The organism is Roseobacter weihaiensis, assembly GCF_020622345.1.
In the GTDB taxonomy this organism is placed as follows: Bacteria; Pseudomonadota; Alphaproteobacteria; order Rhodobacterales; family Rhodobacteraceae; genus Roseobacter; species Roseobacter weihaiensis.
The window spans coordinates 174,743-199,105 of sequence record NZ_JACNMO010000003.1 but is presented as its reverse complement, the minus strand read 5'-3'; the positions used below and the strand labels follow the sequence as shown (position 1 = coordinate 199,105).

Here is a 24,363-nt window from a genome sequence, read left to right as displayed (position 1 = left end):
GGACCCGCGCCCATGGAAAGGCTGTGGTGTGAAGTTTTCAACCCGTGAAGACATAGAGGCACCAATCGAACGTGTTTTTGATCGCCTGTTATCGTTTGAGCAGCACGAAAACGCTGCCCGGCAGCGCGGTGCCAAGGTCCGGTTGGCAGATGCGCTGTCGCCTTACGGGCTGGGCACGGTTTGGGATGTCAGCTTCATGGTGCGCGGCAAAGAGCGTGACGCCGTCATGGAGATCGTCAGGTTTGATCGACCGACGGACATCATCGTCGATCTGAGGTCCCGTAATATCACCGGCCATATCACTTGCGAGCTTTTTGCCCTGGCCCGCAGCCGCACGCGGATGCTGGTCGCGATCGAATTGCGCCCGGAGACCCTCAGGGCACGCTTGCTGATCCAGTCGCTTAAGCTGACGAAATCCTCGCTGGATCAGAAATACAAAGCCCGCATCGCACAGATGGTGGCCGAGATCGAGGATCACCGCCGCCAAAGCACCTAGTTGCGTCCGGGGTCTGCGGGATAGACGCCCAAAATCTCCACCATATTGGTGAAGTAGTCGAGCTCTTCGAGCGCGCGCTGCACACCGGGGTCTTCCGGGTGGCCTTCGATATCCGCATAAAACTGTGTCGCCGTGAAGGACCCGCCGACCATGTAGCTTTCCAGCTTGGTCATGTTGATCCCGTTCGTCGCAAATCCACCCATCGCCTTGTAAAGGGCTGCAGGAATGTTGCGAACCTCAAAGACAAAGCTCGTCATCATGACACCGGCGCCGCGTCGGCTGTGATCTGCGTCCGGGGACATCAGCAGAAACCGGGTCGTGTTGTTGCCCTCGTCCTCGATATGGCGCGCCAGAAGGTCGAGGCCGTAAATCTCTCCGGCCAGTTCGCTGGCCAGCGCGGCTGTTTGCGGATCGCCTGCTGCGGCCACTTCCTTGGCGGAGCCCGCGGTATCCGCGCCTGTGATGCGGGAAATGCCGTGCTGCGCCAGAAAGCTGCGGCATTGCCCCAACAGGACGGTGTGGCTCTTGGCGGCTTTGATATCTGCAAGAGAGACGCCCGGCACCCCCAGCAGATTGATATGCACCCGCACGAATGATTCCTCGATGATGTGCAATCCCGACTTGGGCAAGAGCGAATGAATGTCTGCAACACGCCCATAGGTCGAATTCTCAACCGGCAGCATCGCAAGTTCAGCGTCGCCTTTGCGCACGGCCGCAATCGCATCCTCGAAACTGGCACAGGGCACCGGTGTCATGTCAGGTCGGGCCTTGCGACAGGCCTCATGGCCATAGGCCCCCAACTCTCCCTGAAAGGCGATACGAGCGTCGGATTGGGCTATCATTACGTTTTCCTAAGACTTCTGTAGATAAAAAGAGGCGTTTCGTCGCGGTAACTACACCTTGCCACGGCCAAGGTGAAGACGTAGATAGCCCCAAACACTTAGCAATGGACCTTAGCCATGTTCGATACAATGACCTTCACGAAAGCAGCCGGCGGCATTTGTGGCGCGTTGCTGGTATTCCTTCTGGGCAAATGGGCTGCCGAAGAACTTTACCATGTCGAAAGCCATGGAGAGCAAGCCTATGTCATCGAGGTCGAAGGCGCGGATGATGTTGCAGAAGTCGAAGAAGTTGATTTCGAGACCATTCTGGCGTCCGCCAGTGTTGAAGCGGGCGCGCGCGTTTTCCGCAAATGTTCGGCCTGCCATCAGCTGGTTGAAGGCGAAAACGGCGCAGGCCCTCACCTTTATGGCGTCGTCGGTCGCGAAAAGGCCGCCGCCGAAGGGTTTGGCTACTCGGACACCCTTGCATCGATGGAAGGGGCCTGGACCCCGCAAAACCTGAGCGATTTCCTCGAAAGACCGTCTTCTTACGCGCCGGGCACATCCATGGGATTTGCGGGCCTGCGTGACATCGAAGAGCGCGCGGAGGTGATCGCCTACCTCGACAGTCTCGACGACTGATAGGGCCCTAAATCAGAGTACAAAAGCCACGTGTGTCAAAGCACGTGGCTTTTTTTGGGGGTCAAAGCCCACGATCACAATTTCGCAACTTGTCTCTTGGCCCGGCCTCCCATTAGCTTACATCTGGTGGATAAAGTCGAAACAGTCGACGCGATATAGGAGGACTTTCAGATGGCAGATCCGCGGGTTCGGACCGAAACGGGGCAGAACAACCGGCGATTGGTCTGTCTCAGTCTCGGCCTGCTGACGTTTGCATTCGTCCTGATCTGGGCCTCTGCGAGCCGCGCGCAGGAGGATACAATCGTCAGCCACGGATACTCGTTTTACGGCGATCTGACCTATCCGGAAGACTATCCACATTTCAACTACGTTAATCCTGACGCGCCGAAAGGCGGAGAAATATCATTTTCCGCGCTTGGAACATTTGATTCCATGAACCCTTTCACGCGCAAGGGTCGTGCCGGTGCCCTGAGCACGATCATGTATGAAAGTCTCTTGGGAGAGGGGACCGGAGGTGCCGTGGCACCCGCGGATGTCTATGCCGAATACTATGGATTGGTTGCGGAACGCCTCGAATATGACAAAGGCCGAAACTGGGTCATCTTTTATCTTCGACCAGAAGCTCGCTTCTCAGATGGAACGCCGTTGACCGCCCACGATGTTGCGTTCAGCCAACAACTTATCCTGGATCAGGGTCTCAGGTCTTATGCAGATGCCGTCAGCAAACGGATTACAGATATTGAAGTCATTGACGATCACACCATCAAATACTCCTTCACACCGGGTATTTCGCGCCGCAGTCTGATAGAGGTTGTGGGGGGGATGACGATTTTTTCGAAAGCGTGGTACGAAGAAACGGGCGCGCGCCTTGATGAAAGTCGCCTCGAGATATCTCCGGGCTCGGGTCCGTACATGATCGAGAGCATCGATGTAAATCGTCGGATCGTTTACAAGAAGAACCCGGACTATTGGGGAAAAGACCTGCCGTTTAATGTCGGCAGGAACAATTTCGACAGAATTCGAGTAGAGTATTTTGGAGATGAAAACGCTGCTTTCGAAGCATTTAAGGCAGGTGAATACACCTTCCGTACCGAAGGCAATTCAAGGCAATGGGCTTCGGCTTACGACTTTCCGAAGGTGAACAACGGCCAGATTGTTAAAAAGGAACTGCCCGATGGCTCACCGCCGATACCAACGGGGTTTGTATTCAATCTTGGACGGGAGATTTTCAAGGATCGCCGCGTGCGGGAAGCGGTAGCCTTGGGGTTTAATTTCGAGTGGACCAATGAATCACTTCAGTTTGGGCTGTTCAAGCCGCGCGCATCTTTCAATCAGGGCACTGACCTGATGGCCGTGGGGAAACCAGAGGGCGCAGAACTTGCGTTTCTGGAAACGCTGGGAGATCTCGTACCCGAGGAAATGCTGACATCCGAGGCGCGGATGCCGCATACCTCGGACGCCAGCAGGCTACTGGACCGGCGCAACCTTCGACAAGCAATGAAGCTGCTGGATGAGGCCGGGTGGCCCGTAGGAGCGGATGGCAAACGCAAGGATGCAAATGGACAGGCCTTGAAAATTACGTTTCTGGTCAATTCTGCAGGCTCATCAACACTGCGTGCTGTGGTTGAGAATTTCATGTCCAACTTGCAAGCCATGGGGATCGAAACCGTGCTTGAGGCTGTGGACGCATCGCAATACACAAGCCGAGAGAGGGATCGGGACTATGACATGGTTTTTGACCAATACATCCCCTTCCTGAGCACTGGCGGAGGCCTGCAACAGTTCTTTGGCTCCGAGGCTTCCGAGTTTTCTGTGTTCAACCCTGCTGGATTGGCGAGTCCGCTGGTGGATGAGATCATTGAAGCGTCCCAACGCATGGACACCAAGGAAGAGACTGACGTGACGCTGAGGGCTCTGGATCGAGCCTTGCGCTATGAATTCTTTATGATCCCCGCATGGTACAACGACAGCTTCTGGGTCGCCTATTATGATAAGTACGAACATCCGGACGAAATCCCCCCATTTGCTTTAGGCCAGCTGGATTTCTGGTGGTACAATCAAGACAAGGCGGATGCCTTGCGCGCTGCCGGAGCGCTGAGGTAACGCTGTGGGCGCCTATATTGTCAGACGGCTTTTGCTGATCGTCCCGACGCTCTTGGGGATCATGTTGATTAACTTTGCCTTGGTGCAGTTCGTACCCGGTGGACCGGTAGAGCAGGCAATTGCTCGTGCGCAGGGTGGCGGGGATGTTTTCGGTGGCTTTGCTGGTCCTGGCAATGACGCGGGCAACTCTGACCTGTCCACAAACGACAGCCAATATCTCGGTGCAAGGGGACTGCCGCCGGAATTCATTGCGGAACTGGAAGCAGAGTTCGGCTTTGACAAACCGCCTGTCGAGCGGTTCCTGAACATGATCTGGAACTACATGCGCTTTGACTTCGGCGAGAGCTATTTCCGGTCGATCTCCGTGCTCGACTTGATCAAGGAAAAGCTGCCGGTGTCAATCTCGCTGGGCCTTTGGTCCACGCTGATTGCCTATCTGGTCTCGATCCCGCTGGGCATCCGCAAGGCGGTCAAGGATGGCACCCGTTTTGACACCTGGACATCCGGGGCGATCATCGCGGCCTATGCGATTCCGGGGTTCCTGTTTGCGATCCTCTTGCTTGTGCTCTTTGCGGGGGGGTCTTACTTGCAAATCTTCCCGCTGCGGGGACTGACCAGCGATAACTTTGACCAGCTCAGCACATGGGGCAAGGTTGTTGATTATTTCTGGCACATTACCCTGCCGGTGCTGGCCTCGACGATTTCGGCCTTTGCCACGCTGACGCTGCTGACCAAGAACAGCTTTCTGGACGAGATCAAGAAACACTATGTGATAACCGCCCGCGCCAAGGGGCTTTCAGAGCGCAAGGTGCTTTACGGACATGTGTTCCGCAATGCGATGCTGATCGTGATTGCGGGTTTCCCGGCGGTGTTTATCGGGGTGTTCTTTGGCAGCTCGCTCATTATCGAGACGATCTTCAGCCTGGACGGCCTGGGGCGTCTGGGGTTCGAGGCGGCGGTGGCGCGGGACTATCCGATCGTCTTTGGCACGCTCTTCATCTTCGGCCTCATTGGGCTAGTCGTGGCGCTGCTGTCGGACCTGATGTATGTGCTGGTCGATCCGCGGATCGATTTCGAGCGGCGGGAGGGGTAGCGCATGGCCGTCACCGACCCGATCCCCGATCAGGCACCAGACCTCGATGCGCCGCCCGCCGAGGCACCCGAGCCCAAGCGCGGCTGGCTGTCGCCGCTCAATCAGCGCCGCTGGCGCAATTTCAGGCGCAACCGGCGCGCCTACTGGTCGCTTTGGATTTTCTCGATCCTCTTCGGCCTGTCCCTTTTCGCGGAATTTATCGCCTATGACAAACCGATCCTGGTCCAATACCGGGGCGAATACTACACGCCGATCTGGAACTTTTATCCCGAGACCGCCTTTGGCGGCGACTTTCAGACAGAAGCCGTCTACCGCGATCCGGAGGTCAAATGCCTGATTGAAACCGGTGGCCTTGAGCAGTGTTTCGATGACCCGGAGGGTTATTTCGAAGACGCCCAGGACGGCCTTGTGGACGGTAGCGAAATCGAAAAGGGCTGGGCCATCTGGCCGTTGATCCCCTATTCTTACGACACTGCGGTGGACCGACCGGGGGCCGCGCCGCTGCCGCCCAACGGGGAAAACCTGCTGGGCACGGATGGCACCAAGCGCGATGTGATGGCCCGTGTGGTGCACGGATTTCGATTATCGATCTTCTTCACCTTGGTGGTGACCGGCCTGTCCAGCCTGATCGGGATCATTGCCGGGGCGGTGCAGGGCTTTTTCGGCGGAAAGACCGACCTGATCTTTCAGCGGATCATCGAGATCTGGTCCTCCACCCCGCAGCTTTACGTCATCATCATCCTCTTTGCGATCCTCGGACGGGGCTTTTGGCTGCTGGTCTTCCTGATGGTGCTCTTTGGCTGGATGTCTCTGGTGGGGGTGGTGCGCGCCGAATTCCTGCGCGCGCGTAATCTGGAGTATGTGCGGGCGGCCCGGGCCCTGGGGGTCAGTAACCTGACGATCATGTTCCGTCATATGCTGCCCAACGCCATGGTGGCCACGCTGACCATGCTGCCGTTCCTTGTGACCGGCACAATCGGCACACTGGCGGGGCTTGATTTTCTGGGCTTTGGCCTGCCGTCCTCCGCGCCCTCGCTGGGCGAGCTGACCTTGCAGGCCAAGCAGAACCTGCAGGCGCCCTGGCTTGCCTTCACCGCGTTTTTCACCTTTGCGATCATGCTGTCGCTGCTGATCTTTATCTTTGAGGGCATCCGCGACGCCTTCGATCCCAGAAAGACTTTCACATGAGCGCACTTCTCGAGGTCAAGGACCTGAGTGTCGGCTTTCGGCAGGACGGCAGGCTGACGCAGGCGGTCAAAGGTGTCAGCTTCTCCGTTGAACGCGGTGAGACGGTGGCGCTGGTGGGCGAATCCGGATCGGGCAAATCCGTCTCAGCGCTGTCGACGGTATCGTTGCTGGGCGATAGCGCCGAGATTTCCGGGTCCGTGACCTATGACGGTCAACAGATGATCGGTGCGGATGAGGCGTTGCTGCGCAAGGTACGCGGCAATGACATCAGCTTTATCTTCCAGGAGCCGATGACATCGCTGAACCCGCTGCACACCATTGAAAAGCAACTGGGCGAAAGCCTCGCGCTGCATCAGGGTGTGGTCGGCGCGCAGGCACGTGCGCGTATTCTTGAACTGCTGGAGCAGGTGGGCATCCGGGATGCGGCGACCCGGCTCACAAGCTATCCGCATCAGCTCTCCGGCGGGCAGCGGCAGCGGGTGATGATCGCGATGGCGCTGGCAAACAAACCCGATGTGCTGATCGCGGATGAGCCCACAACGGCGCTGGATGTCACGATCCAGGCCCAGATTCTCGACCTGCTGAAAGACCTCAAGGACCGCATGGGCATGGGGCTTTTGTTCATCACCCATGATCTGGGCATCGTACGCCGCATTGCGGACCGGGTCTGCGTGATGCAGCAGGGCGAGATCGTGGAGGCAGGCCCGACACAAGAGATATTCGCCAACCCGCAGCACCCCTACACCAAAAAACTGCTGGGGGCGGAGCCGTCGGGTGCCCCGACCGCCGTGCCGCTTCAGGCCGAGGTCGTGGCGCGTACCGAGAACCTCAAGGTCTGGTTCCCGATCACGGCGGGGCTCTTGCGGCGCACGGTCGGCCACGTGAAGGCGGTGAATGACGCCACGCTGACGGTGCGGTCGGGCGAGACCATTGGTGTGGTCGGCGAGAGCGGGTCGGGCAAGACGACGATGGCACTGGCCCTGATGCGCCTGATCGCCTCCGAAGGGCAGATCACCTTTGCGGGCCAGGATGTGCGCCGCTGGTCCACACGTCAGCTGCGAAGCCTGCGCAAGGACATGCAGATCGTGTTTCAGGACCCGTTCGGCTCGTTGAGCCCGCGGATGACCTGCGCGCAGATCATCTCCGAAGGTCTAGGCATTCACAAAGTCGATCCTGAACGGGACCAGCGCACGCTGGTGCAGGAAGTGATGGAGGAGGTGGGCCTCGATCCGGCCACGATGGACCGCTACCCGCATGAGTTCTCGGGCGGGCAGCGGCAGCGGATTGCAATCGCCCGTGCGATGGTGCTGCGCCCGCGCCTGCTGGTGCTGGACGAGCCGACATCGGCACTGGACATGACAGTTCAAGTGCAGATCGTCGATCTGCTCAGGCATCTTCAGAAGAAATATGGGTTGGCCTACATCTTTATCAGCCACGATCTGCGCGTGGTGCGGGCCATGTCGCACCAGGTGATGGTCATGAAAAGCGGCGATGTGGTCGAAACCGGGCCGGTCGATCAAATTTTCGACGCGCCCGCGCATGAGTACACGCGCAGTCTGCTGGCCGCCGCCACCTGAACCTCAGATGGCCGAGGCATGCCCCGCGCTGGCCATGTCATAGGCATCGAAGTGCCGGGCAATGATGCGCGTCAGCGGGCGGCCTTCGGGCAGAATATGGAAGCGGTTGGCATCCATTTGCACGATGTCGCCAAAGAAGTCCGAGGCTCCCCTCAGCAGGGCCAGAATATGGGCTTCGCGGTCGGGGAACCGTTCGATCAGCTCACCGATCTGAACCTCGAAATCGCACATGATGGCCTCGATCAGGCGGGCGCGCAGGAGGTCTTCGGCGGTGAAGGCATGCCCGCGGGCGGTGGCCAGCGTGCCTGCGCGGATCGCTTTGGTGTAGCCGGAGGTCGCCGGGTTGTTCTGCGCATAGCCCTGCGGGAACCGCGAGATGGAGGATGCGCCAAGGCCGATCAGGACGTCGGCGGGCTCATCCGTATAGCCCTGAAAGTTGCGGCGCAGCTGGCCCGTCTGCTCTGCAATCGCCAGCGGATCATGGGGCACCGCAAAATGATCGATCCCGATCTGCCGGTAGCCGTCCCATTCAAAAAGCTGTCGCGCGGTCTCAAAGAGCTTGAGCCGGTCCTCGGGCGCGGGCAGGGCGTCGGAGGGGATCAGCGACTGTCGCCGCGCCATCCAAGGCACGTGCGCATAGCCGTAAAGCGCCACGCGGTCGGGGCTGAGCGTCAGCAGTTTTTGCACGCTGGCAGCAATCTTTTCGGTGGTCTGATGCGGCAGACCAAAGAGGATATCCGCATTCAGCGACCCGATGCCCGCCGCGCGCAGCATAGTGGCGGCGTTCTGCGTGACATCAAAGCTTTGCAACCGACCAATCGTGGTTTGGATTTCCTCGTCAAAATCCTGCACGCCGATGGAGGCGCGGGTCATCCCTGCTGCCGCAAGGGCATCGACGCGGGGTTGGTCGATCTCATTCGGGTCGATCTCTACCGAGAACTCTCCGCCTGGTGCGAGAGGGGCCATCTCGGCAATTGTCCCGGCCAGATCGGTGATCATCGCCGCATCGAGCAACGTCGGCGTGCCGCCACCCCAGTGGATGCGGCTGAGGCTCACATCGGGGGGTAAAAGCGCGGCCAACAGGCCAATTTCGTCTTTTAGTGTGGACAGATAGGCGATGACTGGGTCATTACTGGATGTGCCTTGAGTGCGGCAGGCGCAGAACCAGCACAACCGTCGACAGAACGGAATGTGCAGATACAGCGAAATGCGACTGCCGGACGGTATTTCGGAGATCCATTTTTGTGCGTCTGCGCTGGTGGTGTCACCGGAGAACTGAGGTGCAGTTGGATAGCTCGTGTAACGCGGTACTTTCGCGTCAAAGAGTCCCATTCTGGCGAGTTTGGATGTCATGCTCATGAGGACTTGATAGGTTTTCGGCGGTTTGACATCCTTGACATGGATCAAGGGCGGAGACTTTTTGATGCAAGACATGATGGTGCCCGACATGAAAGACTGTTCGGACTGTCCGATACGGCACCGGGCGGTGTGCGCACGGTGCGATACGGCAGAGCTGGCGCTGCTGGAGGACATCAAATACTACCGCAGCTTTGCCGCCGGACAGACGATCATGTGGGCCGGTGACAGGATGGATTTCGTGGCCTCTGTTGTCTCTGGCGTCGCGTCCCTGACCCAGACGATGGAGGACGGTCGGACGCAGATGGTGGGCCTGTTGCTGCCCTCGGACTTTGTCGGCCGCCCGGGCCGCGAGGCTGCAACCTATACTGTCACGGCGACATGCGACCTTGTGATGTGCTGTTTCCGGCGCAAGCCCTTTGAGCAGATGATAAGCTCCACGCCGCATATCGCACACCGTCTGCTCGAGATGACATTGGATGAGTTGGACGCTGCGCGCGAATGGATGTTGGTGTTGGGGCGCAAGACCGCGCGGGAAAAGATCGCCAGCCTTCTGGCCATCATCGCGCGCCGCGATGCCATTCTGGCCAAAAACGCCGAACAGAACAGTCTGGCCTTTGACCTGCCGCTGACCCGCGAAGCGATGTCGGACTATCTGGGTTTGACGCTCGAAACAGTCAGCAGACAGATGTCCGCGCTGAAAAAGGATGATGTGATTATCCTTGATGGCAAACGGCGCATCATCGTGCCTGACATGGACCGGCTGATGGACGAGGCCGGCGATGACAGCGATGGCGGCTTCCTAAGCTGAGGCCACCATCGCCTGCCTGCGTCAGTGTGCCATGAGCACTGGCACCTTGCTGTGCTCGAGCATGTCGCGGGTGGCCCCACCCAGAATCGCTTCGCGGAAACGCGAGTGGCCATATCCGCCCATCACCAACAGATCTGAACCGGTCTCGGTGACGTGCTGCGAGAGCCGTTCGCTCACTTTGTAGCCGCCGCGTGCCAGGACCTGAATGTCACAACGCACCCCGTGGCGCGCCAGATAAACGGCCAGCCCGCCGCCGGGGTCAGACCGTTCCGGCCCCATCTCCGGCGGGTCGATGATGGCGATATGAACCGTTTCGGCGGCTTGCAAGAAGGGCAGGGCCGCCCGGACGGCGCGCACCGCCTCGGCACTTTCGTTCCAGCCAATGACGATGCTTTCGGGGCGCGCGGTCACCTCTCCTTCGGGGACAATAATCGTGGGGCAATCCGCCTCAAAGAGCAGCCCTTCCAGCACGAGTGTTTCCTCATGACGCTTGTTGTCGCCATAGGGCAAGCCCACGACGGCCAGATCGGCAAATCGGGCCTGCGTGGCCACGGTGCGTCCGACACCGGCACTGGCCGAGATGCCGTTGATAACCTCCCACCGCAGGCTGCTGCCTTCAAGATAGGCGCGCACCGCCTGATTGATCTCGCCCGCGCGCTCATGGGCTTGTTCGATCGCGGCATGCATCACCACGGCGTTCGATCCCATCTCGTAAAACGTGTTTTGCGTCCGGTCCAGCCCAAGACACAGAACGTCGAGGTGCGCATCCTGCGCTTCGGTAAAGGCCACCGCCAGCGCCAGCGCCGGAGATACACCGTCAAAGTCTGTCAGGGGAGTAAAGATTGACTTGTAGGCCATGGTCACAACCTCTTGTATCTGCAGATATGCGTCATTCTACCGCGCATAAACGGGCGTTCCCTTGATCTTCGTCATCCAAAATTGCCGGTGCTCTTGATGCAGATCAAGGAACCAAAAGGGCCTCTGCGCGACAAAGCCCTCCATAACGAATGATTTGCGTGGGCGGAGTCCGTCTGCGCGAAAGCCGAGATGGAAGGGATACCGGACAGATGAATACCGGAACATTAAACTACGCAAAGCTTGTCGGGTTGGGGCTCGTCACGCTGTTTGCGATGATCGCGGCGAGCTATGCCCGCGATCTGGCGTATCAGCTCCATATGATTATCTTCATGCTTGTTGCGGGCGGCCTGTTTCTGGTCACGCTGCGCAACACGGATGAACCCGCCAAACCGATCCCCATGGATGAATACTTTGACAGCGTCGTTCGGGCGGGGGTCATTGCCACGGCTTTCTGGGGTGTGGTGGGGTTTTTGGTTGGTGTCGTCATCGCCTTCCAGCTTGCTTTCCCGGTACTGAACTTCGAATGGGCGGAAGGCTACGCGAACTTCGGGCGGCTGCGGCCGCTGCACACCTCTGCGGTGATCTTTGCCTTCGGGGGTAACGCCTTGATAGCAAGCTCGTTCTTTATCGTGCAGCGTACCTCGGCAGCGCGGCTTTGGGGCGGGAACCTGGGGTGGTTCGTCTTTTGGGGTTACCAGCTCTTTATCGTTCTGGCGGCCACCGGGTACCTCCTGGGCGGGACGCAATCCAAGGAATATGCCGAACCGGAATGGTACGTCGATCTCTGGCTGACCATTGTCTGGCTGGCGTTCCTGGCCACGTTCCTCGGCACGATCATCCGGCGCAAGGAGCCGCATATCTACGTGGCAAACTGGTTCTTGCTGGCCTTCATCGTCACCGTGGCGATGCTGCATGTGGTCAACAATATCTCCATCCCGGTCTCGATCTGGGGCAGCAAATCGGTGCAGGTCTTCTCTGGCGTGCAGGATGCGATGGTGCAGTGGTGGTATGGTCACAACGCGGTGGGATTCTTCCTGACGGCCGGGTTCCTGGGCATGATGTACTACTTTGTGCCCAAGCAGGCTGAACGGCCGGTGTTCTCGTACAAGCTCTCCATCATCCACTTCTGGGCGCTAATCTTCCTTTATATCTGGGCGGGTCCGCACCACTTGCATTACACCGCTCTGCCGGACTGGGCATCGACCCTTGGCATGGTCTTCTCGATCGTCCTGTGGATGCCCAGCTGGGGAGGTATGATCAACGGTCTGATGACGCTGCAAGGCGCCTGGGACAAACTGCGCACCGACCCCGTTCTGCGGATGATGGTGACGTCGCTGGCCTTCTACGGCATGTCCACCTTTGAAGGTCCGATGATGTCGATCCGTGCGGTGAACTCGCTGTCGCATTACACCGACTGGACCATCGGGCACGTGCACTCGGGTGCGCTTGGCTGGAACGGGCTGATTACATTCGGCGCGCTCTACTATCTGGTGCCGGTCCTGTGGAAGCGTGAGCGTCTCTACTCGCTCAGCCTTGTCAGCTGGCATTTCTGGCTCGCCACCATCGGCATCGTGCTCTACGCGGCCTCGATGTGGGTCACCGGCATCATGGAAGGCCTGATGTGGCGCGAAGTGGATGCCAATGGTTTCCTGGTGAACTCTTTCGCTGACACCGTCAGCGCCAAGTTCCCGATGTATGTTGTGCGGGGTCTCGGGGGCGTTCTGTTCCTCGGCGGTGCCCTCATCATGTGCTACAACCTTTGGATGACTGTGAAGGCTGCGCCCGCAAAAGCGCCGCTCGGCACAGCTGTCCCTGCTGAATAAGGAGGGATCAGAACATGTCGATCCTCGCAAAACACAAGTTCATTGAAACCAATGCGACGTTGCTTTTGGTCCTGAGCTTTCTGGTGGTGAGCATTGGGGGGCTGGTGCAGATCACCCCTCTGTTCTACCTCGAAAACACCATCGAAAAGGTTGAAGGCATGCGGCCCTATTCGCCGCTGGAACTGACCGGTCGGGACATCTACATCCGCGAAGGGTGCTATGTCTGTCACAGCCAGATGATCCGTCCGATGCGCGACGAAGTGGAACGCTATGGTCACTATTCACTGGCAGCCGAATCCATGTACGATCACCCTTTCCAATGGGGATCAAAGCGGACAGGGCCTGACCTTGCCCGCGTTGGGGGGCGGTATTCGGACGACTGGCACATCGATCACCTGCGTGATCCACAGTCGGTGGTGCCTGAATCGATCATGCCCAAATACGGCTTTCTGGAGCGCACGCTCATCGAGCCTGAGTACGTTGCGGATCTGATGTCCACGCACAGGTTCGTTGGTGTGCCTTACACAGACGAAATGATCGCAGCCGCCGAGGCGGACTTCCGCGCGCAGGCCGATCCCGACAGCGACTGGGACGCCTTGGTGGAGCGGTATCCAGGCGCGCAGGTGCGCAACTTTGATGGCCAGCCGGGCATCTCTGAAGCTGACGCGCTGATCGCTTATCTGCAAATGCTGGGTACCTTGGTCGACTTCTCGACCTTTACCCCAGATGCAAACCGCTAAGGAGGTTACAACATGGAAACCTATACATTCCTTCGCGAATTTGCAGACAGCTGGATGCTCTTGTTGCTCTTTATCATCTTTGTGGGTGTCTGGTTCTGGGTCATCCGACCCGGCAGCAGCAAAATCCACTCCGAGGCCGCCAACATGATCTTCCGAAACGATGAACGACCCGCCCCGAAAGAGGAGGCAAAGAAATGACCAAAGTCCCACCGAAACAAGAGGGCGACCCAAATACAACTGGCCATAGTTGGGATGGCATTGAAGAATTTGACAACCCGATGCCGCGCTGGTGGCTGTGGTGCTTTTACCTGACAATCATCTGGGGCGTTGGTTATACGATTGCCTATCCCGCCTGGCCGCTGGTATCTTCCGCGACGGCTGGCTTGCTGGGGTATTCCACACGGGGTGAGGTGGCCCAAGAAATCGCAGCCGTTGAAACCGCCAACGAAGGCATCAATGCGCAGCTTGCCTCCGTCGAGTTGACCGAGATTGCGGCAAACCCCGAGTTGAACGGCTATGCCACATCCGCGGGCGCTGCGGTGTTTCGGACATGGTGTGCGCAGTGTCACGGGTCCGGTGCGGCCGGCTTTGTCGGCTATCCCAACCTGCTGGATGATGACTGGCTCTGGGGCGGCGACATCGAGAACATCCACGCGACCATTGCCCATGGTATCCGCAACGAGGATGACCCGGATGCGCGCTACTCGGAGATGCCCGCCTTTGGCGACATTCTGGAGCCGGAGGAAATCACACAGGTCGTCAACTACGTGATGGACCTGTCTGGTGCGACACCGATGGATCCAACGCAAGTGGCTGCAGGCAGTGAGCTTTTCCTCGATAACTGCAGTGCGTGTCATGGGGAACAGGGTCTGGGCGACCGCGAACAGGGGGCCCCGAATCTTGCGGATGCGATCTGGCTCTATGGGGGTGACTACGACGCGCTGATGGAGACTGTGACTTACAGTCGCTATGGCGTCATGCCACCTTGGACACAGCGCCTGACGGAGGCAGAGATACGGGCAGTGGCCGTCTACGTGCATCAGCTGGGCGGCGGCGAATAAAATAACCCCACGTCACGACAAACAGGCGCGGATTTTTGATGCACATCAATGCCGCGCCTGTTGCAGTTTAAGTACTGTGCCCGTGACCTGTAACCGGAGTGCCTCCCCCGTGTCTGACCAAGCCACACCGCCAAGCCTTTACGCTGCGCGCGAGCCAATTTTCCCGCGCCGCGTGTCTGGTCCGTTTCGCAATCTGAAATGGATTATCCTGATCGTGACACTGGGCATCTACTATGTGGTGCCCTGGTTGCGCTGGGACAGAGGGCCTGACCTGCCCAATCAGGCAGTGCTGCTTGATTTGGCCAACCGGCGTTTCTACTTCTTCTGGATCGATATCTGGAGCCACGAGTTCTACTTTGTCGCGGGTCTGCTGATCATGGCAGGGCTGGGGCTTTTTCTCTTTACCTCGGCGCTGGGGCGCGTGTGGTGCGGCTATGCTTGCCCCCAGACCGTGTGGACAGATCTGTTCATTCTGGTGGAACGCTGGGTCGAAGGTGACAGGAACGCCCGTCTGCGCCTGCACCGGCAGGAAAAAACCGATTTTCGCAAAGTCCGCTTGCGGTTGACCAAATGGACGCTCTGGTTGCTGATCTCGGTGGCCACGGGCGGGGCTTGGGTTTTCTACTTTGCTGATGCGCCAACACTCTTTGTCGACCTCTTTACCGGGCAGGCTGCCGCGGTGGCTTACATCACGGTTGCCATCCTGACCGCGACCACATTCGGCTTTGGGGGGTTTGCGCGCGAGCAGATTTGCATCTACGCCTGCCCCTGGCCACGTATCCAGGCGGCGATGATGGATGAGGACACGCTGACCGTGGCCTACCGCGAGTGGCGCGGGGAGCCGCGCAAGCACTCCGAGGAGGCCAAGTCCGAACCCATGGGCGACTGCATCGACTGCATGGCCTGCGTGAATGTTTGCCCGATGGGGATCGATATCCGCGATGGCCAGCAGCTTGAATGCATCACCTGCGCGCTTTGCATCGACGCCTGCGATGACGTGATGGAGCGGATTGGCAAACCGCGCGGCCTGATCGACTACATCGCCCTCTCGGATGAAAAACTTGAGCGTGCAGGAAACAAGCCGCGAGCCATCTGGAAGCATATCTTCCGCCCGAGGACCCTGCTTTACACCGCGCTTTGGGGCGGGGTGGGGGTCGCCTTGATGGTCGCCCTCTTTATCCGTGCCGATATCGAGGTAACGGTTGCCCCCGTGCGCAACCCGACCTTTGTGACCATGTCCGACGGCTCTATCCGCAATACCTACGACATCCGGTTGCGCAACAAGAATAACGACGAACGGCTCTTCCGCATCGCGGTGCAGGGCGATCCGGCCGTCCGCATCCAGCTTGAAGGTACGCCCTACGCGTCCGTGTCTGTCGCAGCGGATGCGTCGCATCTGCAGCGGGTCTACGTCATCGCGCCGCCAAACTCCTCCCCTGCGGAGGCGGAGCGGACAGACATCCGGTTCTGGATCGAGGATCTCAGCAATGGTGACCGCGCTTACAAAGACAGCAGCTTTACAGGAAAGGGACAACAATGATGACGAAACCTTTGACCGGGCGCCATGTGGCGACGATTTTCATCTGCGCTTTCACAGTTATCATCACCGTGAACCTCACACTTGCGTTCAACGCGGTCAGCACCTTTCCGGGGCTGGAGGTCAAGAACTCTTATGTCGCGAGCCAGCACTTCGACAAGAACCGCGAAGCGCAGCAGTCTCTGGGCTGGTCGGTTCTGGCCCAAGCACGTGACGGGCAGGTGATGCTCTCGGTTACCGATGCGCAGGGCGACCCGGTTGAAGTCGCCAAGCTGGATGCGACGCTGGGCCGGGCGACCCATGTCCGGGATGACACCTCGCCTGACTTCAAGTACGATGGCCAGCACTACGTGGCTCCGGCAGTCCTGTCGCCGGGCAACTGGAACATCCGCATGGTTGCCGAAGCCGAGGACGGCACTGTCTTTCGCCAAAGGGTCATCCTGCATGTGGCCAAGGAGCGTTCATGACAACCCTGAGCACCAATAGTCCTGCGAGTTGTCCGGGGTGCATTGCGACCCCGGCCGAGCGGATTGAGGTGCCCCTGCCGGACGCACAGCTGGCGTTGTCGTTGCCGACAATCCACTGTCAGGCCTGTATTGCCAAGGTTGAAACCAGCCTCGGGGCGCATCCCGGCGTGCGGGCTGCACGCGTGAACCTGACGCGCAAGCGCGTGATGATTGATGCAGCCCCCGAGGTCAGCGCGCAGGAGCTCGCTGATCTGGTGATCGATGCGGGCTTCGAGGCGCATGAGCTGGACATTGGCGCGCTGAACCAGACCGAGACGGACGCCGCTGGTCGCGACATCCTGATGCGCCTGGCTGTGGCCGGCTTTGCCGCCATGAATGTGATGCTGCTGTCGGTTGCGGTCTGGTCCGGGGCGACAGATGCGACGCGCGATATGTTCCACTGGATTTCGGCGGCGATCACCCTGCCAGCGCTGGCTTTTTCAGCGCAACCATTTTTCCGCAACGCCTGGGCCGCGCTGCGCGCCGGGCGTCTCAACATGGACGTCCCGATTACCCTGGCGATCGTACTCGCGGTTGTCACCTCCCTCTGGGAGACAGGTCTGTCTGGTAAACATGCCTATTTCGATGCGGCTCTGACTCTCACCTTTTTCCTGCTCGCGGGGCGCTGGCTGGATGCGCGCGCGCGCTCCGCCGCGCGGTCGGCAGCCGAAGAACTCACCGCGCTCGAAGTGCCGCGTGCGTGGCGCGTGACCGACGGCGCCCCCACCGAAGTCGCGGTGAGCACGCTGCGCATCGGGGAACATGTTCTGGTCAAACCGGGCGCGCGTGCGCCCGTTGACGGGGTCATCACCGAAGGTGCGTCAGAGGTGGACCGATCTGCCCTGACCGGCGAGACGATGCCCGTGACCCGCACCAAAGGTCACAGCATTAGCGCCGGTGAAGTGAACCTGACAGGGCCGTTGACGCTGCAGGCCACCGCTGTCGGGACCGATACGTCGCTCCATCAGCTCGCAGCCCTTGTCGCGGTCGCGGAAAGCGGTCGGTCGCGCTATACTTCGCTGGCTGACAGGGCGGCCAAGCTTTACGCACCGGGTGTTCATATCCTCTCCGCACTTGCCTTTCTGGGCTGGCTTTTGTGGTCGGGCGATATGCGCGTGTCTCTCAACATCGCGGCGGCGGTGTTGATTATCACCTGTCCCTGTGCGCTGGGTCTGGCGGTGCCGGCGGTGACAACGGCGGCCTCTGGCAGGCTCTTTGGCAAGGGCCTCCTGATAAAGAACGCGACCGCTCTGGAGCGGCTGGCCGAGGTCGACACCGTTGTCTTCGACAAGACCGGTACGGTGACCATGGGCACCCCGCGGGTTACAAACTGGGGCGATCTGACGAAGGGCGAGCAAAAGCTGGCCTATGCGTTGGCTCAGGGATCTGCGCATCCGCTGGCGCAGGCGATTACCGCTTGCGGGCGGGCGGACTCGCTTGAACCGCATGCGCTTTTGAATTTGCAGGAGCGTCCGGGCTATGGCACCGAAGCTGAGCTGGACGGGGTTGCGGTCCGGCTCGGTCGTCCAGAATGGATCGGCGCGCGCTTTGATCACGACGGGCTTTGCACGGTTCTGGACAGCGGGCAGGGGCCTGCGCGCCTGATCGCGTTCGAGGATACGCCACGCCCCGGTGCGTCCGATCTCATCGCAGCGCTCAAACAGGAGAATGTCGATGTTGTGCTGCTCTCGGGAGATCGCGAAGCGCCGGTCGCCCGGACCGCCGCACAGCTTGGTATCTACACCTATGCCGCCCAGAAGCTCCCCGCAGAAAAAGTGGCCTACGTCCAAAGCCTGACCGGGCAGGGGAGATGCGTGCTGATGGTGGGCGATGGGTTGAACGACACCGGCGCGCTGGCGGCGGCACATGTTTCCATCAGCCCGGCACAAGCGCTGGATGCCGCGAGGGCCGCGTCTGATATCGTGTTGCTGGGCCGGGATCTGGAGCCCATTGCCGACGCTTTGGCGACAGCCCGAAAGGCGACAAAGCGTATTCGGGAAAACTTCCAGATCGCAACTGTTTACAATGTCATCGCGGTGCCCTTGGCCGTAGCCGGTATGGCGACACCGCTTATTGCGGCCTTGGCCATGTCGACCTCCTCGCTGACGGTATCTTTGAACGCGCTGCGGATAAGGGGGCGGTCATGAACGTATTGGCATATCTCATCCCGATATCACTGATCCTTGGGGGGCTCGGACTGGCGGGATTTATCTATACCTTGCGCAGCCGGCAGTATGAAGATCCCGAAGGGGACAGCCGCCGCATTCTCAGCAGCGACTGGGACGACAAACCCAAAAGCGACTAGGTCTCTCGCCTCAGGACGGCCCGACAGTCTCGCAGTTGATGTTCCGGGCCTCGAGACGACGGCACGCCAGATTTGCGGCGTCCCTGCTCATGCCAAGGAAGTTCGCATCAAACCCGGTGTTGCGCTTGACCACCTTGCGGAGTGTGCCGTCGAGTGTTTCCATCTCTGTGAGCGCTGTTGTGAGCAAGGCCCGCTCCGCCAGATAGCGGCTGCCGAACTGTCCGACATTGACACCCCACTGATGTCCACCTGACGTTGAGAGCCGTGTCACCACTTCGTTCTGTTCCGGCACCGCGACCGCTGCGTTTACCAGGCCGGTTGGCCTCAGCGCCGGCCGGATTGATACCGGGGCGACCGCACCGGCTGTTATGGCGGGGTCGGGCGCGCTTTCCTGTGCTGCGATCAGGGCCGAGGTGATATCTGTTGCAAGCACCCCGCTGGTACTTGCCTGAGCAACAACAGAGACATCGGTCGCTTGGGCCTCTGCCACGGCTGCCACGATATCCGCCGCATTGACCTCAGCCACGACAGTTTCTGCACCGGGGCGCAGCTGGGGACGCAGGCTGGCGGTCAGCATTTCACCAACCCGCTGACCCTTGCCGCTGGAGGCGATATAGGAGGGCTTGGAGGGTCTGCGGAGGGCTACGCGGGTCGGTGCGCGTTTGAAACCCATGTCCAGCAGCTCTGCCACCCGCGCGTTCCGCGCTGTCGTGGATGTGCCGCCAAAGACGGTTGCGATGATCCGCTCCTGCCCCCGTTCCGCCGAGGCGACGAGGTTGAAACCTGCCGCACGTGTGTAGCCTGTTTTGATCCCGTCCGCGCCACGATAGGCTGACAACAGGCGGCGGTTGGTATTTGCCACGTTGCGCACACCGGCATCGGTCGACCGGCGGGAAAACAGGTTGTAATACTCCGGATAGTCATAGAGCACGTGGCGCCCCAGAATGGTCATGTCGCGGGCCGTGGACATATGGCCATTCTCGGTCAGACCGTGTGCGTTCTTGAAGGTCGTGCTCGTCATTCCCAATGCCTTGGCAGTGCGGTTCATACGACGTGCGAAAGCCGCTTCGGATCCTTCCAGCGCTTCTCCGATGGCAGTGGCGGCATCATTGGCGGATTTGATCGCAGCGGCACGGATAAGATAGCGGAAGGCAATGCGCTGACCCGATTTGAGGCCCAGCTTGGAAGGCGGCTCTGACGCGGCGAAGCGGGAAATCTTGACGCGGGTGTCGAGCGATATCTCCCCCTGTTCAACCGCCTGAAAGGCGATGTAGAGCGTCATCATTTTGGTCAGAGACGCCGGGTGCAGTCGTGTATCGGCGTTGCGGGAATGCAAGACCTCGCCGCTCCGCGCATCAATCACGACCGCCGCGTAGGGCGCCGCTGCTGCGCTGAGAGGTAAGATAACAATCATCCACAAAGCTGCGAATGCAAATAGCCCGTACCGGGCCGGCCAATTACGCCGTACCTTCATGATTTCCGCCTTTTCTGCCTCATGCCGTCGAATTTTTCCGACTGGCTTTATTAACCAAGAGGCTAACATAGCTTTCGGACTCGATAAACCATTGAATTAAGGCCTAGGCGTTAATGTTCGATGAAACTTAAAGTTGATGCAATTTGCCCTCAGTTTTTAGCTGATTTCTTGCATTAAAGCGCTCAGACCACCCGAATTCTTGATCTGCCGATAGTGTGGATGGCTTTCGGGGCTGACGGCTTTGCCCAAATCCCACGCGATTCCATGCGGTACGAAAACACCCCAGCCTCCGGCTTCAATCATGGGAATCACATCTTATCTCTTGGCATCCCCGGCATTACGTCAGCTTACATTCCTGACCGGGTAAGTCTCTTCTTGGGACCAGCAGGATACAGTGCGTTTGCTTGGCGGATTCAACAGCGTCCCGCACCGGCGGTAGCAGATCGGCAGGAGGCGCAGCATCTCGTGGTCTGCATCCAAAATCTGAGAAATCACTGCCCCCGGTGACCCGGCGCCCGCAATGGCGGTTTCGATCATCGGGAGGGTAAAGCCCTTGATGCCGGGTCCGTAGTGCCCCAGGCTCCTGCGTGCAGCGACAACGAGCGTTGCATCAGACCGGTGGGATCGGTGCAGGAGGAGAGCAGCCCGGCAAAATGCGCCTGTGTCATCCGCAAAGACCATTCATTGTCCCACAGCGTGTCATCTGCACCAAAGGCAACGGTCGTGAGATGCCGGTGCATCCTCGTGACCCCTTTTCTAAATTGTCAGACAGGTTATATAGACCCATCAAGGACTCAGCGCACACCAGAAAAGCAGGAGCAGCAATGCACCGCGACGCCCCTATGATGTCAGATCGTTCAGAGGATGATGGCGATACCTCCATCCTGACGGCAACAAAGCCCAAGACAAAGCGGCCGCCGCTTTACAAGGTTTTGTTGTTGAACGATGATTTCACACCCATGGAATTTGTCGTCCATGTCTTGGAGCGCTTTTTTGGACTGAACCACGCGCAGGCCTTCGAGATCATGCTGACGGTGCACAAGAAGGGTGTCGCCGTAGTGGGGGTTTTCAGCCACGAGATCGCCGAGACAAAGGTGGCGCAGGTGATGGATTTTGCACGCCGTCATCAGCACCCGCTGCAATGCACGATGGAAAAAGAAGAATAATCAGGTGATCGACGCCCGGCTTGCCCTGGCCCTTGACGGGGGTGGTTTCGTTCTGCCTGACGACGGGGCGATTGCTGTTTTCAAGCCGCCTCAGGACGCTGAGCTGTCCGTGCTGCCGCAGGATCGCTGTCTTATCATCGAAGGGTTCAAGCCCGCCCATGATGCGTGGTGCGCGCGCGGGTTCGATTGTGTGACAGAACTGAACCGCCGGGTTGGCGCCGCGATTGTGTGTCTGCCAAGGGCCAAGGCAGAGGCCCGCGCCCTGATCGCTGAAGCGATGGAAAAATCGGAAGGCTCCCTTGTCATCGATGGTCAGAAGACCGACGGCGTTGACAGCCTGTTGCGCGAGATACGCAAACGGATTGATATTTTCGGGCCGATTGCCAAGGCCCACGGCAAGCTTTTCTGGTGCAGCGCGGACAGCGCATCCGTTTTCGACGACTGGCGGACCGGGCCCGCGTTGACGGCCGGAGGCTTTTGGACCGCGCCGGGGGTGTTTTCTGCGGACGCGATTGATCCGGCCTCCGATCTGCTGGCGGCGGCCTTGCCCGAAAACCTTGGGAAAGAGATCGCGGATTTCGGGGCAGGTTGGGGGTTCTTGTCCGCCCATATTCTCACGCGGGCGGAGGTGTCGGCGGTCCATCTGGTCGAAGCGGGGCATATGGCGCTTGAATGTGCCCGCCGAAATGTGACCGACCCGCGTGCGGTGTTCCACTGGGCCGATGCCACGACCTGGAGACCCGAGAAGAAGCTGGATGCGGTCATCATGAACCCGCCCTTCCACACCACAAGAGCCGCAGAGCCAACCCTTGGGCAGGGGTTCGTTCAGGCCGCCGCACGGGCCCTCTCGCCGTCCGGTCAGCTCTGGATGGTGGCCAACCGGCACCTTCCTTATGAACAAACATTGATGTCGCATTTTGCAAATGTCTTTGAAGTCGGGGGCGATGCGCGCTTTAAACTGTTGCACGCAACCCGACCGAAACACCCCGCGCGACCGTAGCGGCGGGTGGGCCTGAGAAAGGAAACACATGTCTTTTTCCATCAATGGTAAGACCGCGATTGTCACCGGGGCAGCCAATGGCATCGGCCTTGCGATTGCCCGACAGTTCGCGGATCGCGGGGCGAACGTGATGTGCGCCGACATGGATGAAAAGAAGCTGTTCGAGGAGTGGGGGGCCCAGACCGACGATGGCAACCTGCGGTATTTCGCGGGCGACCTGCGCCAGCGTCTGACCATCGCCAATCTTGTTTCTGCCACGATCGACGGGTTCGACACGGTCGATATTCTGGTCAATGCCTCGCGTCAAGTGATCGAGACAGACGCGCTGAATGTCGAGGATACCTCTGTTGCGGTGTTGCTGGAGCAAAACCTGATGACGGCGCTACATCTGACCCAACAGGTGGCCAAGCGGATGATAAAGCAGGGCGCCGATCAATCCGAGGGCCAACTGGGGTCGGTCATCAACCTGAGCTCTATCGCGGCCCGTCAGACGCGGCCTGAGTTGATGGGATATTCCATCGCGTCGGCGGCCCTCGAACAGATGACCCGCTCCATGGCGCTGGCGCTGGCGCCAGAGCGTATCCGTGTCAATGCCGTCGCTTTCGGCTCGGTCATGAGCGCATCGCTCAAATCCTCTATGATCGAACACAGCGAGTGGCGGGACGACATCCGCGCCCACACCCCTCTTGGGCGGATCGCAGGCCCGGCGGAATTGACGGAAACCGTGCAATTTCTGGCGGCCGAAAGTTCAGGCTTCATGACAGGCGAGGTGATAACGGTCGATGGCGGCCGCAGTCTGCTGGATGCGGTCACGGTGCCTGCGCACTGACAATTGCGCTTGGACTGACATCCCAAAGCAGTTTAGACAGGGTGTCAGACAAAATTGACACATCAGGCTGGCGAATGACCCAAGACTTTGAGACCGAAAAAACCCGTGCCTCGGCGTGGTTCAGAACCTTGCGCGACGAGATTGTCGCAGCTTTTGAAACGCTGGAGCAGGATCACGACACTGGCCCCCTCTCAGACGCGGCCCCTGCTGTTTTCGAGGTGACCAACACCAATCGACAAAGCGAGGACGGCTCGGATGCGGGCGGCGGTCTGATGAGTGTGATGCGGGGCGGGCGCGTGTTCGAGAAGGTGGGTGTCAATGTCTCGACGGTCTATGGCACGCTGGGCGAGCGGGCGCAGATGGCCATGGCCGCACGCAAAGGCATTCCGGGGATGAAGGAGGACCCGCGGTTCTGGGCTTCGGGCATCAGCCTGGTGGCGCATATGCAGAACCCGCACGTGCCTGCCGTCCATATGAACACCCGCATGTTCTGGACGCCACATGCCTGGTGGTTCGGCGGTGGATCGGACCTGAACCCCTGCATCGAATACGATGAGGATACCGCGCATTTTCATGCCCAACAGCAAGACAAGCTCGACCCGCACGGGGAGGCCCTTTATCCGCGCCTCAAGGACTGGGCGGATGAGTATTTCTATATCCCGCACCGCAACCGGGCGCGCGGTGTCGGCGGCATTTTCATGGACGATCATTGCACCGGTGCGTGGGAGGCGGATTTTGCGCTGACCCAGGATATCGGGCGTGCGTTTCTGCCGGCCTTCCTGCCACTGGTGCGCAAACGGCGCGTACAGCCGTGGGATGACGCGGATAAAGAGGCGCAACTGGTCCATCGCGGGCTCTATGCCGAATACAACCTCGTCTACGACCGCGGGACGAAGTTTGGCCTGGAAACAGGCCATGACGCCAATGCGGTACTGATGAGCCTGCCACCCCTGGCAAAATGGATCTAAAGCGCGCGG

At 59.5% G+C, this 24,363-nt stretch carries 24 protein-coding genes; 19 read left to right on the top strand and 5 right to left on the bottom strand.

The genetic code is table 11. The features are described from left to right. Window positions 1–28: 28 nt before the first annotated feature. On the top strand, window positions 29–496 hold the full coding sequence (locus tag H7847_RS05205) for an SRPBCC family protein (protein ID WP_227268328.1): 468 nt from the start codon (window positions 29–31) through the stop codon (window positions 494–496). Here the strand turns inward: H7847_RS05205 and H7847_RS05200 are convergent. After that, complete coding sequence (locus H7847_RS05200; RefSeq protein WP_227268327.1) at window positions 493–1,338, bottom strand: prephenate dehydratase; 846 nt, start codon at window positions 1,336–1,338, stop codon at window positions 493–495. The genes H7847_RS05205 and H7847_RS05200 overlap by 4 nt on opposite strands. A 117-nt stretch (window positions 1,339–1,455) precedes the next feature. Between H7847_RS05200 and H7847_RS05195 the strand changes: the two genes are divergently transcribed. From H7847_RS05195 to H7847_RS05175, 5 genes are all read left to right on the top strand, one after another. Next, on the top strand, window positions 1,456–1,959 hold the full coding sequence (locus tag H7847_RS05195) for a c-type cytochrome (protein WP_227268326.1): 504 nt from the start codon (window positions 1,456–1,458) through the stop codon (window positions 1,957–1,959). Between the two features lie 171 nt (window positions 1,960–2,130). Further along, window positions 2,131–4,062, top strand: a complete 1,932-nt coding sequence (locus H7847_RS05190) for an extracellular solute-binding protein (RefSeq protein ID WP_227268325.1) — start codon at window positions 2,131–2,133, stop codon at window positions 4,060–4,062. Between the two features lie 4 nt (window positions 4,063–4,066). Continuing rightward, entirely contained in the window at window positions 4,067–5,155 is a 1,089-nt protein-coding gene (locus H7847_RS05185) for a microcin C ABC transporter permease YejB (RefSeq protein WP_227268324.1), read from the top strand. Window positions 5,156–5,158: 3 nt separating this feature from the next. Next, window positions 5,159–6,343 carry an ABC transporter permease gene (locus H7847_RS05180; RefSeq protein ID WP_227268323.1) on the top strand — a complete coding sequence of 395 codons (1,185 nt, stop codon included), beginning with the start codon at window positions 5,159–5,161 and terminating at the stop codon, window positions 6,341–6,343. Continuing rightward, window positions 6,340–7,920 (top strand): ABC transporter ATP-binding protein, encoded by a 1,581-nt coding sequence (locus tag H7847_RS05175; RefSeq protein ID WP_227268322.1) that lies wholly within the window; start codon window positions 6,340–6,342, stop codon window positions 7,918–7,920. Before H7847_RS05180 ends, H7847_RS05175 begins: the two co-directional genes overlap by 4 nt. Before the next feature lie 3 nt (window positions 7,921–7,923). Here H7847_RS05175 and hemN read toward each other — a convergent pair whose 3' ends face one another. Further along, window positions 7,924–9,279 carry an oxygen-independent coproporphyrinogen III oxidase gene (gene hemN, locus H7847_RS05170; protein ID WP_227268321.1) on the bottom strand — a complete coding sequence of 452 codons (1,356 nt, stop codon included), beginning with the start codon at window positions 9,277–9,279 and terminating at the stop codon, window positions 7,924–7,926. Between the two features lie 64 nt (window positions 9,280–9,343). Here hemN and fnrL point away from each other — a divergent pair, with 64 nt between their 5' ends. After that, complete coding sequence (gene fnrL, locus H7847_RS05165; RefSeq protein ID WP_227268320.1) at window positions 9,344–10,087, top strand: transcriptional regulator FnrL; 744 nt, start codon at window positions 9,344–9,346, stop codon at window positions 10,085–10,087. 21 nt (window positions 10,088–10,108) lie between these two features. Here the strand turns inward: fnrL and H7847_RS05160 are convergent, their stop codons facing one another. Next, window positions 10,109–10,945: a universal stress protein gene (locus tag H7847_RS05160; RefSeq protein ID WP_227268319.1), complete on the bottom strand. Its 837-nt coding sequence runs from the start codon at window positions 10,943–10,945 to the stop codon at window positions 10,109–10,111. Between the two features lie 209 nt (window positions 10,946–11,154). Between H7847_RS05160 and ccoN the strand changes: the two genes are divergently transcribed. From ccoN to ccoS, 8 genes are all read left to right on the top strand, one after another. Beyond that, complete coding sequence (gene ccoN, locus H7847_RS05155; RefSeq protein WP_227268318.1) at window positions 11,155–12,768, top strand: cytochrome-c oxidase, cbb3-type subunit I; 1,614 nt, start codon at window positions 11,155–11,157, stop codon at window positions 12,766–12,768. 14 nt (window positions 12,769–12,782) lie between these two features. Beyond that, on the top strand, window positions 12,783–13,508 hold the full coding sequence (ccoO, locus tag H7847_RS05150; protein WP_227268317.1) for a cytochrome-c oxidase, cbb3-type subunit II: 726 nt from the start codon (window positions 12,783–12,785) through the stop codon (window positions 13,506–13,508). A gap of 12 nt (window positions 13,509–13,520) precedes the next feature. Next, window positions 13,521–13,706 (top strand): cbb3-type cytochrome c oxidase subunit 3, encoded by a 186-nt coding sequence (locus H7847_RS05145; protein WP_227268316.1) that lies wholly within the window; start codon window positions 13,521–13,523, stop codon window positions 13,704–13,706. Further along, window positions 13,703–14,569, top strand: a complete 867-nt coding sequence (ccoP, locus tag H7847_RS05140) for a cytochrome-c oxidase, cbb3-type subunit III (protein WP_227268315.1) — start codon at window positions 13,703–13,705, stop codon at window positions 14,567–14,569. The genes H7847_RS05145 and ccoP overlap by 4 nt, the downstream gene beginning before the upstream one ends. 109 nt (window positions 14,570–14,678) lie before the next feature. Next, window positions 14,679–16,109 (top strand): cytochrome c oxidase accessory protein CcoG, encoded by a 1,431-nt coding sequence (ccoG, locus tag H7847_RS05135; protein ID WP_227268314.1) that lies wholly within the window; start codon window positions 14,679–14,681, stop codon window positions 16,107–16,109. Beyond that, window positions 16,109–16,573: a FixH family protein gene (locus H7847_RS05130; protein ID WP_227268313.1), complete on the top strand. Its 465-nt coding sequence runs from the start codon at window positions 16,109–16,111 to the stop codon at window positions 16,571–16,573. Before ccoG ends, H7847_RS05130 begins: the two co-directional genes overlap by 1 nt. Further along, a complete protein-coding gene (locus tag H7847_RS05125; RefSeq protein WP_227268312.1) occupies window positions 16,570–18,759 on the top strand; it encodes a heavy metal translocating P-type ATPase in 2,190 nt (729 codons plus the stop codon). Before H7847_RS05130 ends, H7847_RS05125 begins: the two co-directional genes overlap by 4 nt. Then, complete coding sequence (ccoS, locus tag H7847_RS05120) at window positions 18,756–18,917, top strand: cbb3-type cytochrome oxidase assembly protein CcoS (protein ID WP_227268311.1); 162 nt, start codon at window positions 18,756–18,758, stop codon at window positions 18,915–18,917. The genes H7847_RS05125 and ccoS overlap by 4 nt, the downstream gene beginning before the upstream one ends. A 10-nt stretch (window positions 18,918–18,927) precedes the next feature. Here ccoS and H7847_RS05115 read toward each other — a convergent pair whose 3' ends face one another. Together H7847_RS05115 and H7847_RS05110 are read right to left on the bottom strand one after the other, a co-directional pair. Next, window positions 18,928–20,391, bottom strand: a complete 1,464-nt coding sequence (locus H7847_RS05115; RefSeq protein WP_406675968.1) for a D-alanyl-D-alanine carboxypeptidase family protein — start codon at window positions 20,389–20,391, stop codon at window positions 18,928–18,930. Between the two features lie 533 nt (window positions 20,392–20,924). Continuing rightward, complete coding sequence (locus H7847_RS05110) at window positions 20,925–21,131, bottom strand: hypothetical protein (RefSeq protein WP_227268309.1); 207 nt, start codon at window positions 21,129–21,131, stop codon at window positions 20,925–20,927. Window positions 21,132–21,215: 84 nt separating this feature from the next. Between H7847_RS05110 and clpS the strand changes: the two genes are divergently transcribed. From clpS to hemF, 4 genes are all read left to right on the top strand, one after another. After that, window positions 21,216–21,557, top strand: a complete 342-nt coding sequence (clpS, locus tag H7847_RS05105; protein ID WP_227268308.1) for an ATP-dependent Clp protease adapter ClpS — start codon at window positions 21,216–21,218, stop codon at window positions 21,555–21,557. Between the two features lie 4 nt (window positions 21,558–21,561). Next, entirely contained in the window at window positions 21,562–22,557 is a 996-nt protein-coding gene (locus tag H7847_RS05100; protein WP_227268307.1) for a class I SAM-dependent methyltransferase, read from the top strand. Between the two features lie 28 nt (window positions 22,558–22,585). Then, window positions 22,586–23,386, top strand: a complete 801-nt coding sequence (locus tag H7847_RS05095; RefSeq protein WP_227268306.1) for an SDR family NAD(P)-dependent oxidoreductase — start codon at window positions 22,586–22,588, stop codon at window positions 23,384–23,386. A gap of 74 nt (window positions 23,387–23,460) precedes the next feature. Beyond that, window positions 23,461–24,354, top strand: coding sequence for an oxygen-dependent coproporphyrinogen oxidase (hemF, locus tag H7847_RS05090; RefSeq protein ID WP_227268305.1), 894 nt, complete (start codon window positions 23,461–23,463; stop codon window positions 24,352–24,354). Window positions 24,355–24,363: the final 9 nt, after the last annotated feature.

Excerpts from the sequence above, each read along its gene's own strand:
- H7847_RS05180 (WP_227268323.1), top strand. The coding sequence starts at position 5,159 with ATGGCCGTCACCGACCCGATCCCCGATCAGGCACCAGACCTCGATGCG.
- H7847_RS05125 (WP_227268312.1), top strand. The coding sequence starts at position 16,570 with ATGACAACCCTGAGCACCAATAGTCCTGCGAGTTGTCCGGGGTGCATT.
- clpS (WP_227268308.1), top strand. The coding sequence starts at position 21,216 with ATGCACCGCGACGCCCCTATGATGTCAGATCGTTCAGAGGATGATGGC.
- H7847_RS05130 (WP_227268313.1), top strand. The coding sequence starts at position 16,109 with ATGACGAAACCTTTGACCGGGCGCCATGTGGCGACGATTTTCATCTGC.
- H7847_RS05145 (WP_227268316.1), top strand. The coding sequence starts at position 13,521 with ATGGAAACCTATACATTCCTTCGCGAATTTGCAGACAGCTGGATGCTC.
- ccoN (WP_227268318.1), top strand. The coding sequence starts at position 11,155 with ATGAATACCGGAACATTAAACTACGCAAAGCTTGTCGGGTTGGGGCTC.
- H7847_RS05110 (WP_227268309.1), bottom strand. The coding sequence starts at position 21,131 with ATGCACCGGCATCTCACGACCGTTGCCTTTGGTGCAGATGACACGCTG.
- H7847_RS05190 (WP_227268325.1), top strand. The coding sequence starts at position 2,131 with ATGGCAGATCCGCGGGTTCGGACCGAAACGGGGCAGAACAACCGGCGA.
- ccoO (WP_227268317.1), top strand. The coding sequence starts at position 12,783 with ATGTCGATCCTCGCAAAACACAAGTTCATTGAAACCAATGCGACGTTG.
- hemF (WP_227268305.1), top strand. The coding sequence starts at position 23,461 with ATGACCCAAGACTTTGAGACCGAAAAAACCCGTGCCTCGGCGTGGTTC.
- H7847_RS05195 (WP_227268326.1), top strand. The coding sequence starts at position 1,456 with ATGTTCGATACAATGACCTTCACGAAAGCAGCCGGCGGCATTTGTGGC.
- H7847_RS05200 (WP_227268327.1), bottom strand. The coding sequence starts at position 1,338 with ATGATAGCCCAATCCGACGCTCGTATCGCCTTTCAGGGAGAGTTGGGG.
- hemN (WP_227268321.1), bottom strand. The coding sequence starts at position 9,279 with ATGAGCATGACATCCAAACTCGCCAGAATGGGACTCTTTGACGCGAAA.
- ccoS (WP_227268311.1), top strand. The coding sequence starts at position 18,756 with ATGAACGTATTGGCATATCTCATCCCGATATCACTGATCCTTGGGGGG.
- H7847_RS05095 (WP_227268306.1), top strand. The coding sequence starts at position 22,586 with ATGTCTTTTTCCATCAATGGTAAGACCGCGATTGTCACCGGGGCAGCC.
- H7847_RS05115 (WP_406675968.1), bottom strand. The coding sequence starts at position 20,391 with ATGAAGGTACGGCGTAATTGGCCGGCCCGGTACGGGCTATTTGCATTC.
- H7847_RS05175 (WP_227268322.1), top strand. The coding sequence starts at position 6,340 with ATGAGCGCACTTCTCGAGGTCAAGGACCTGAGTGTCGGCTTTCGGCAG.
- ccoP (WP_227268315.1), top strand. The coding sequence starts at position 13,703 with ATGACCAAAGTCCCACCGAAACAAGAGGGCGACCCAAATACAACTGGC.
- H7847_RS05160 (WP_227268319.1), bottom strand. The coding sequence starts at position 10,945 with ATGGCCTACAAGTCAATCTTTACTCCCCTGACAGACTTTGACGGTGTA.
- fnrL (WP_227268320.1), top strand. The coding sequence starts at position 9,344 with ATGCAAGACATGATGGTGCCCGACATGAAAGACTGTTCGGACTGTCCG.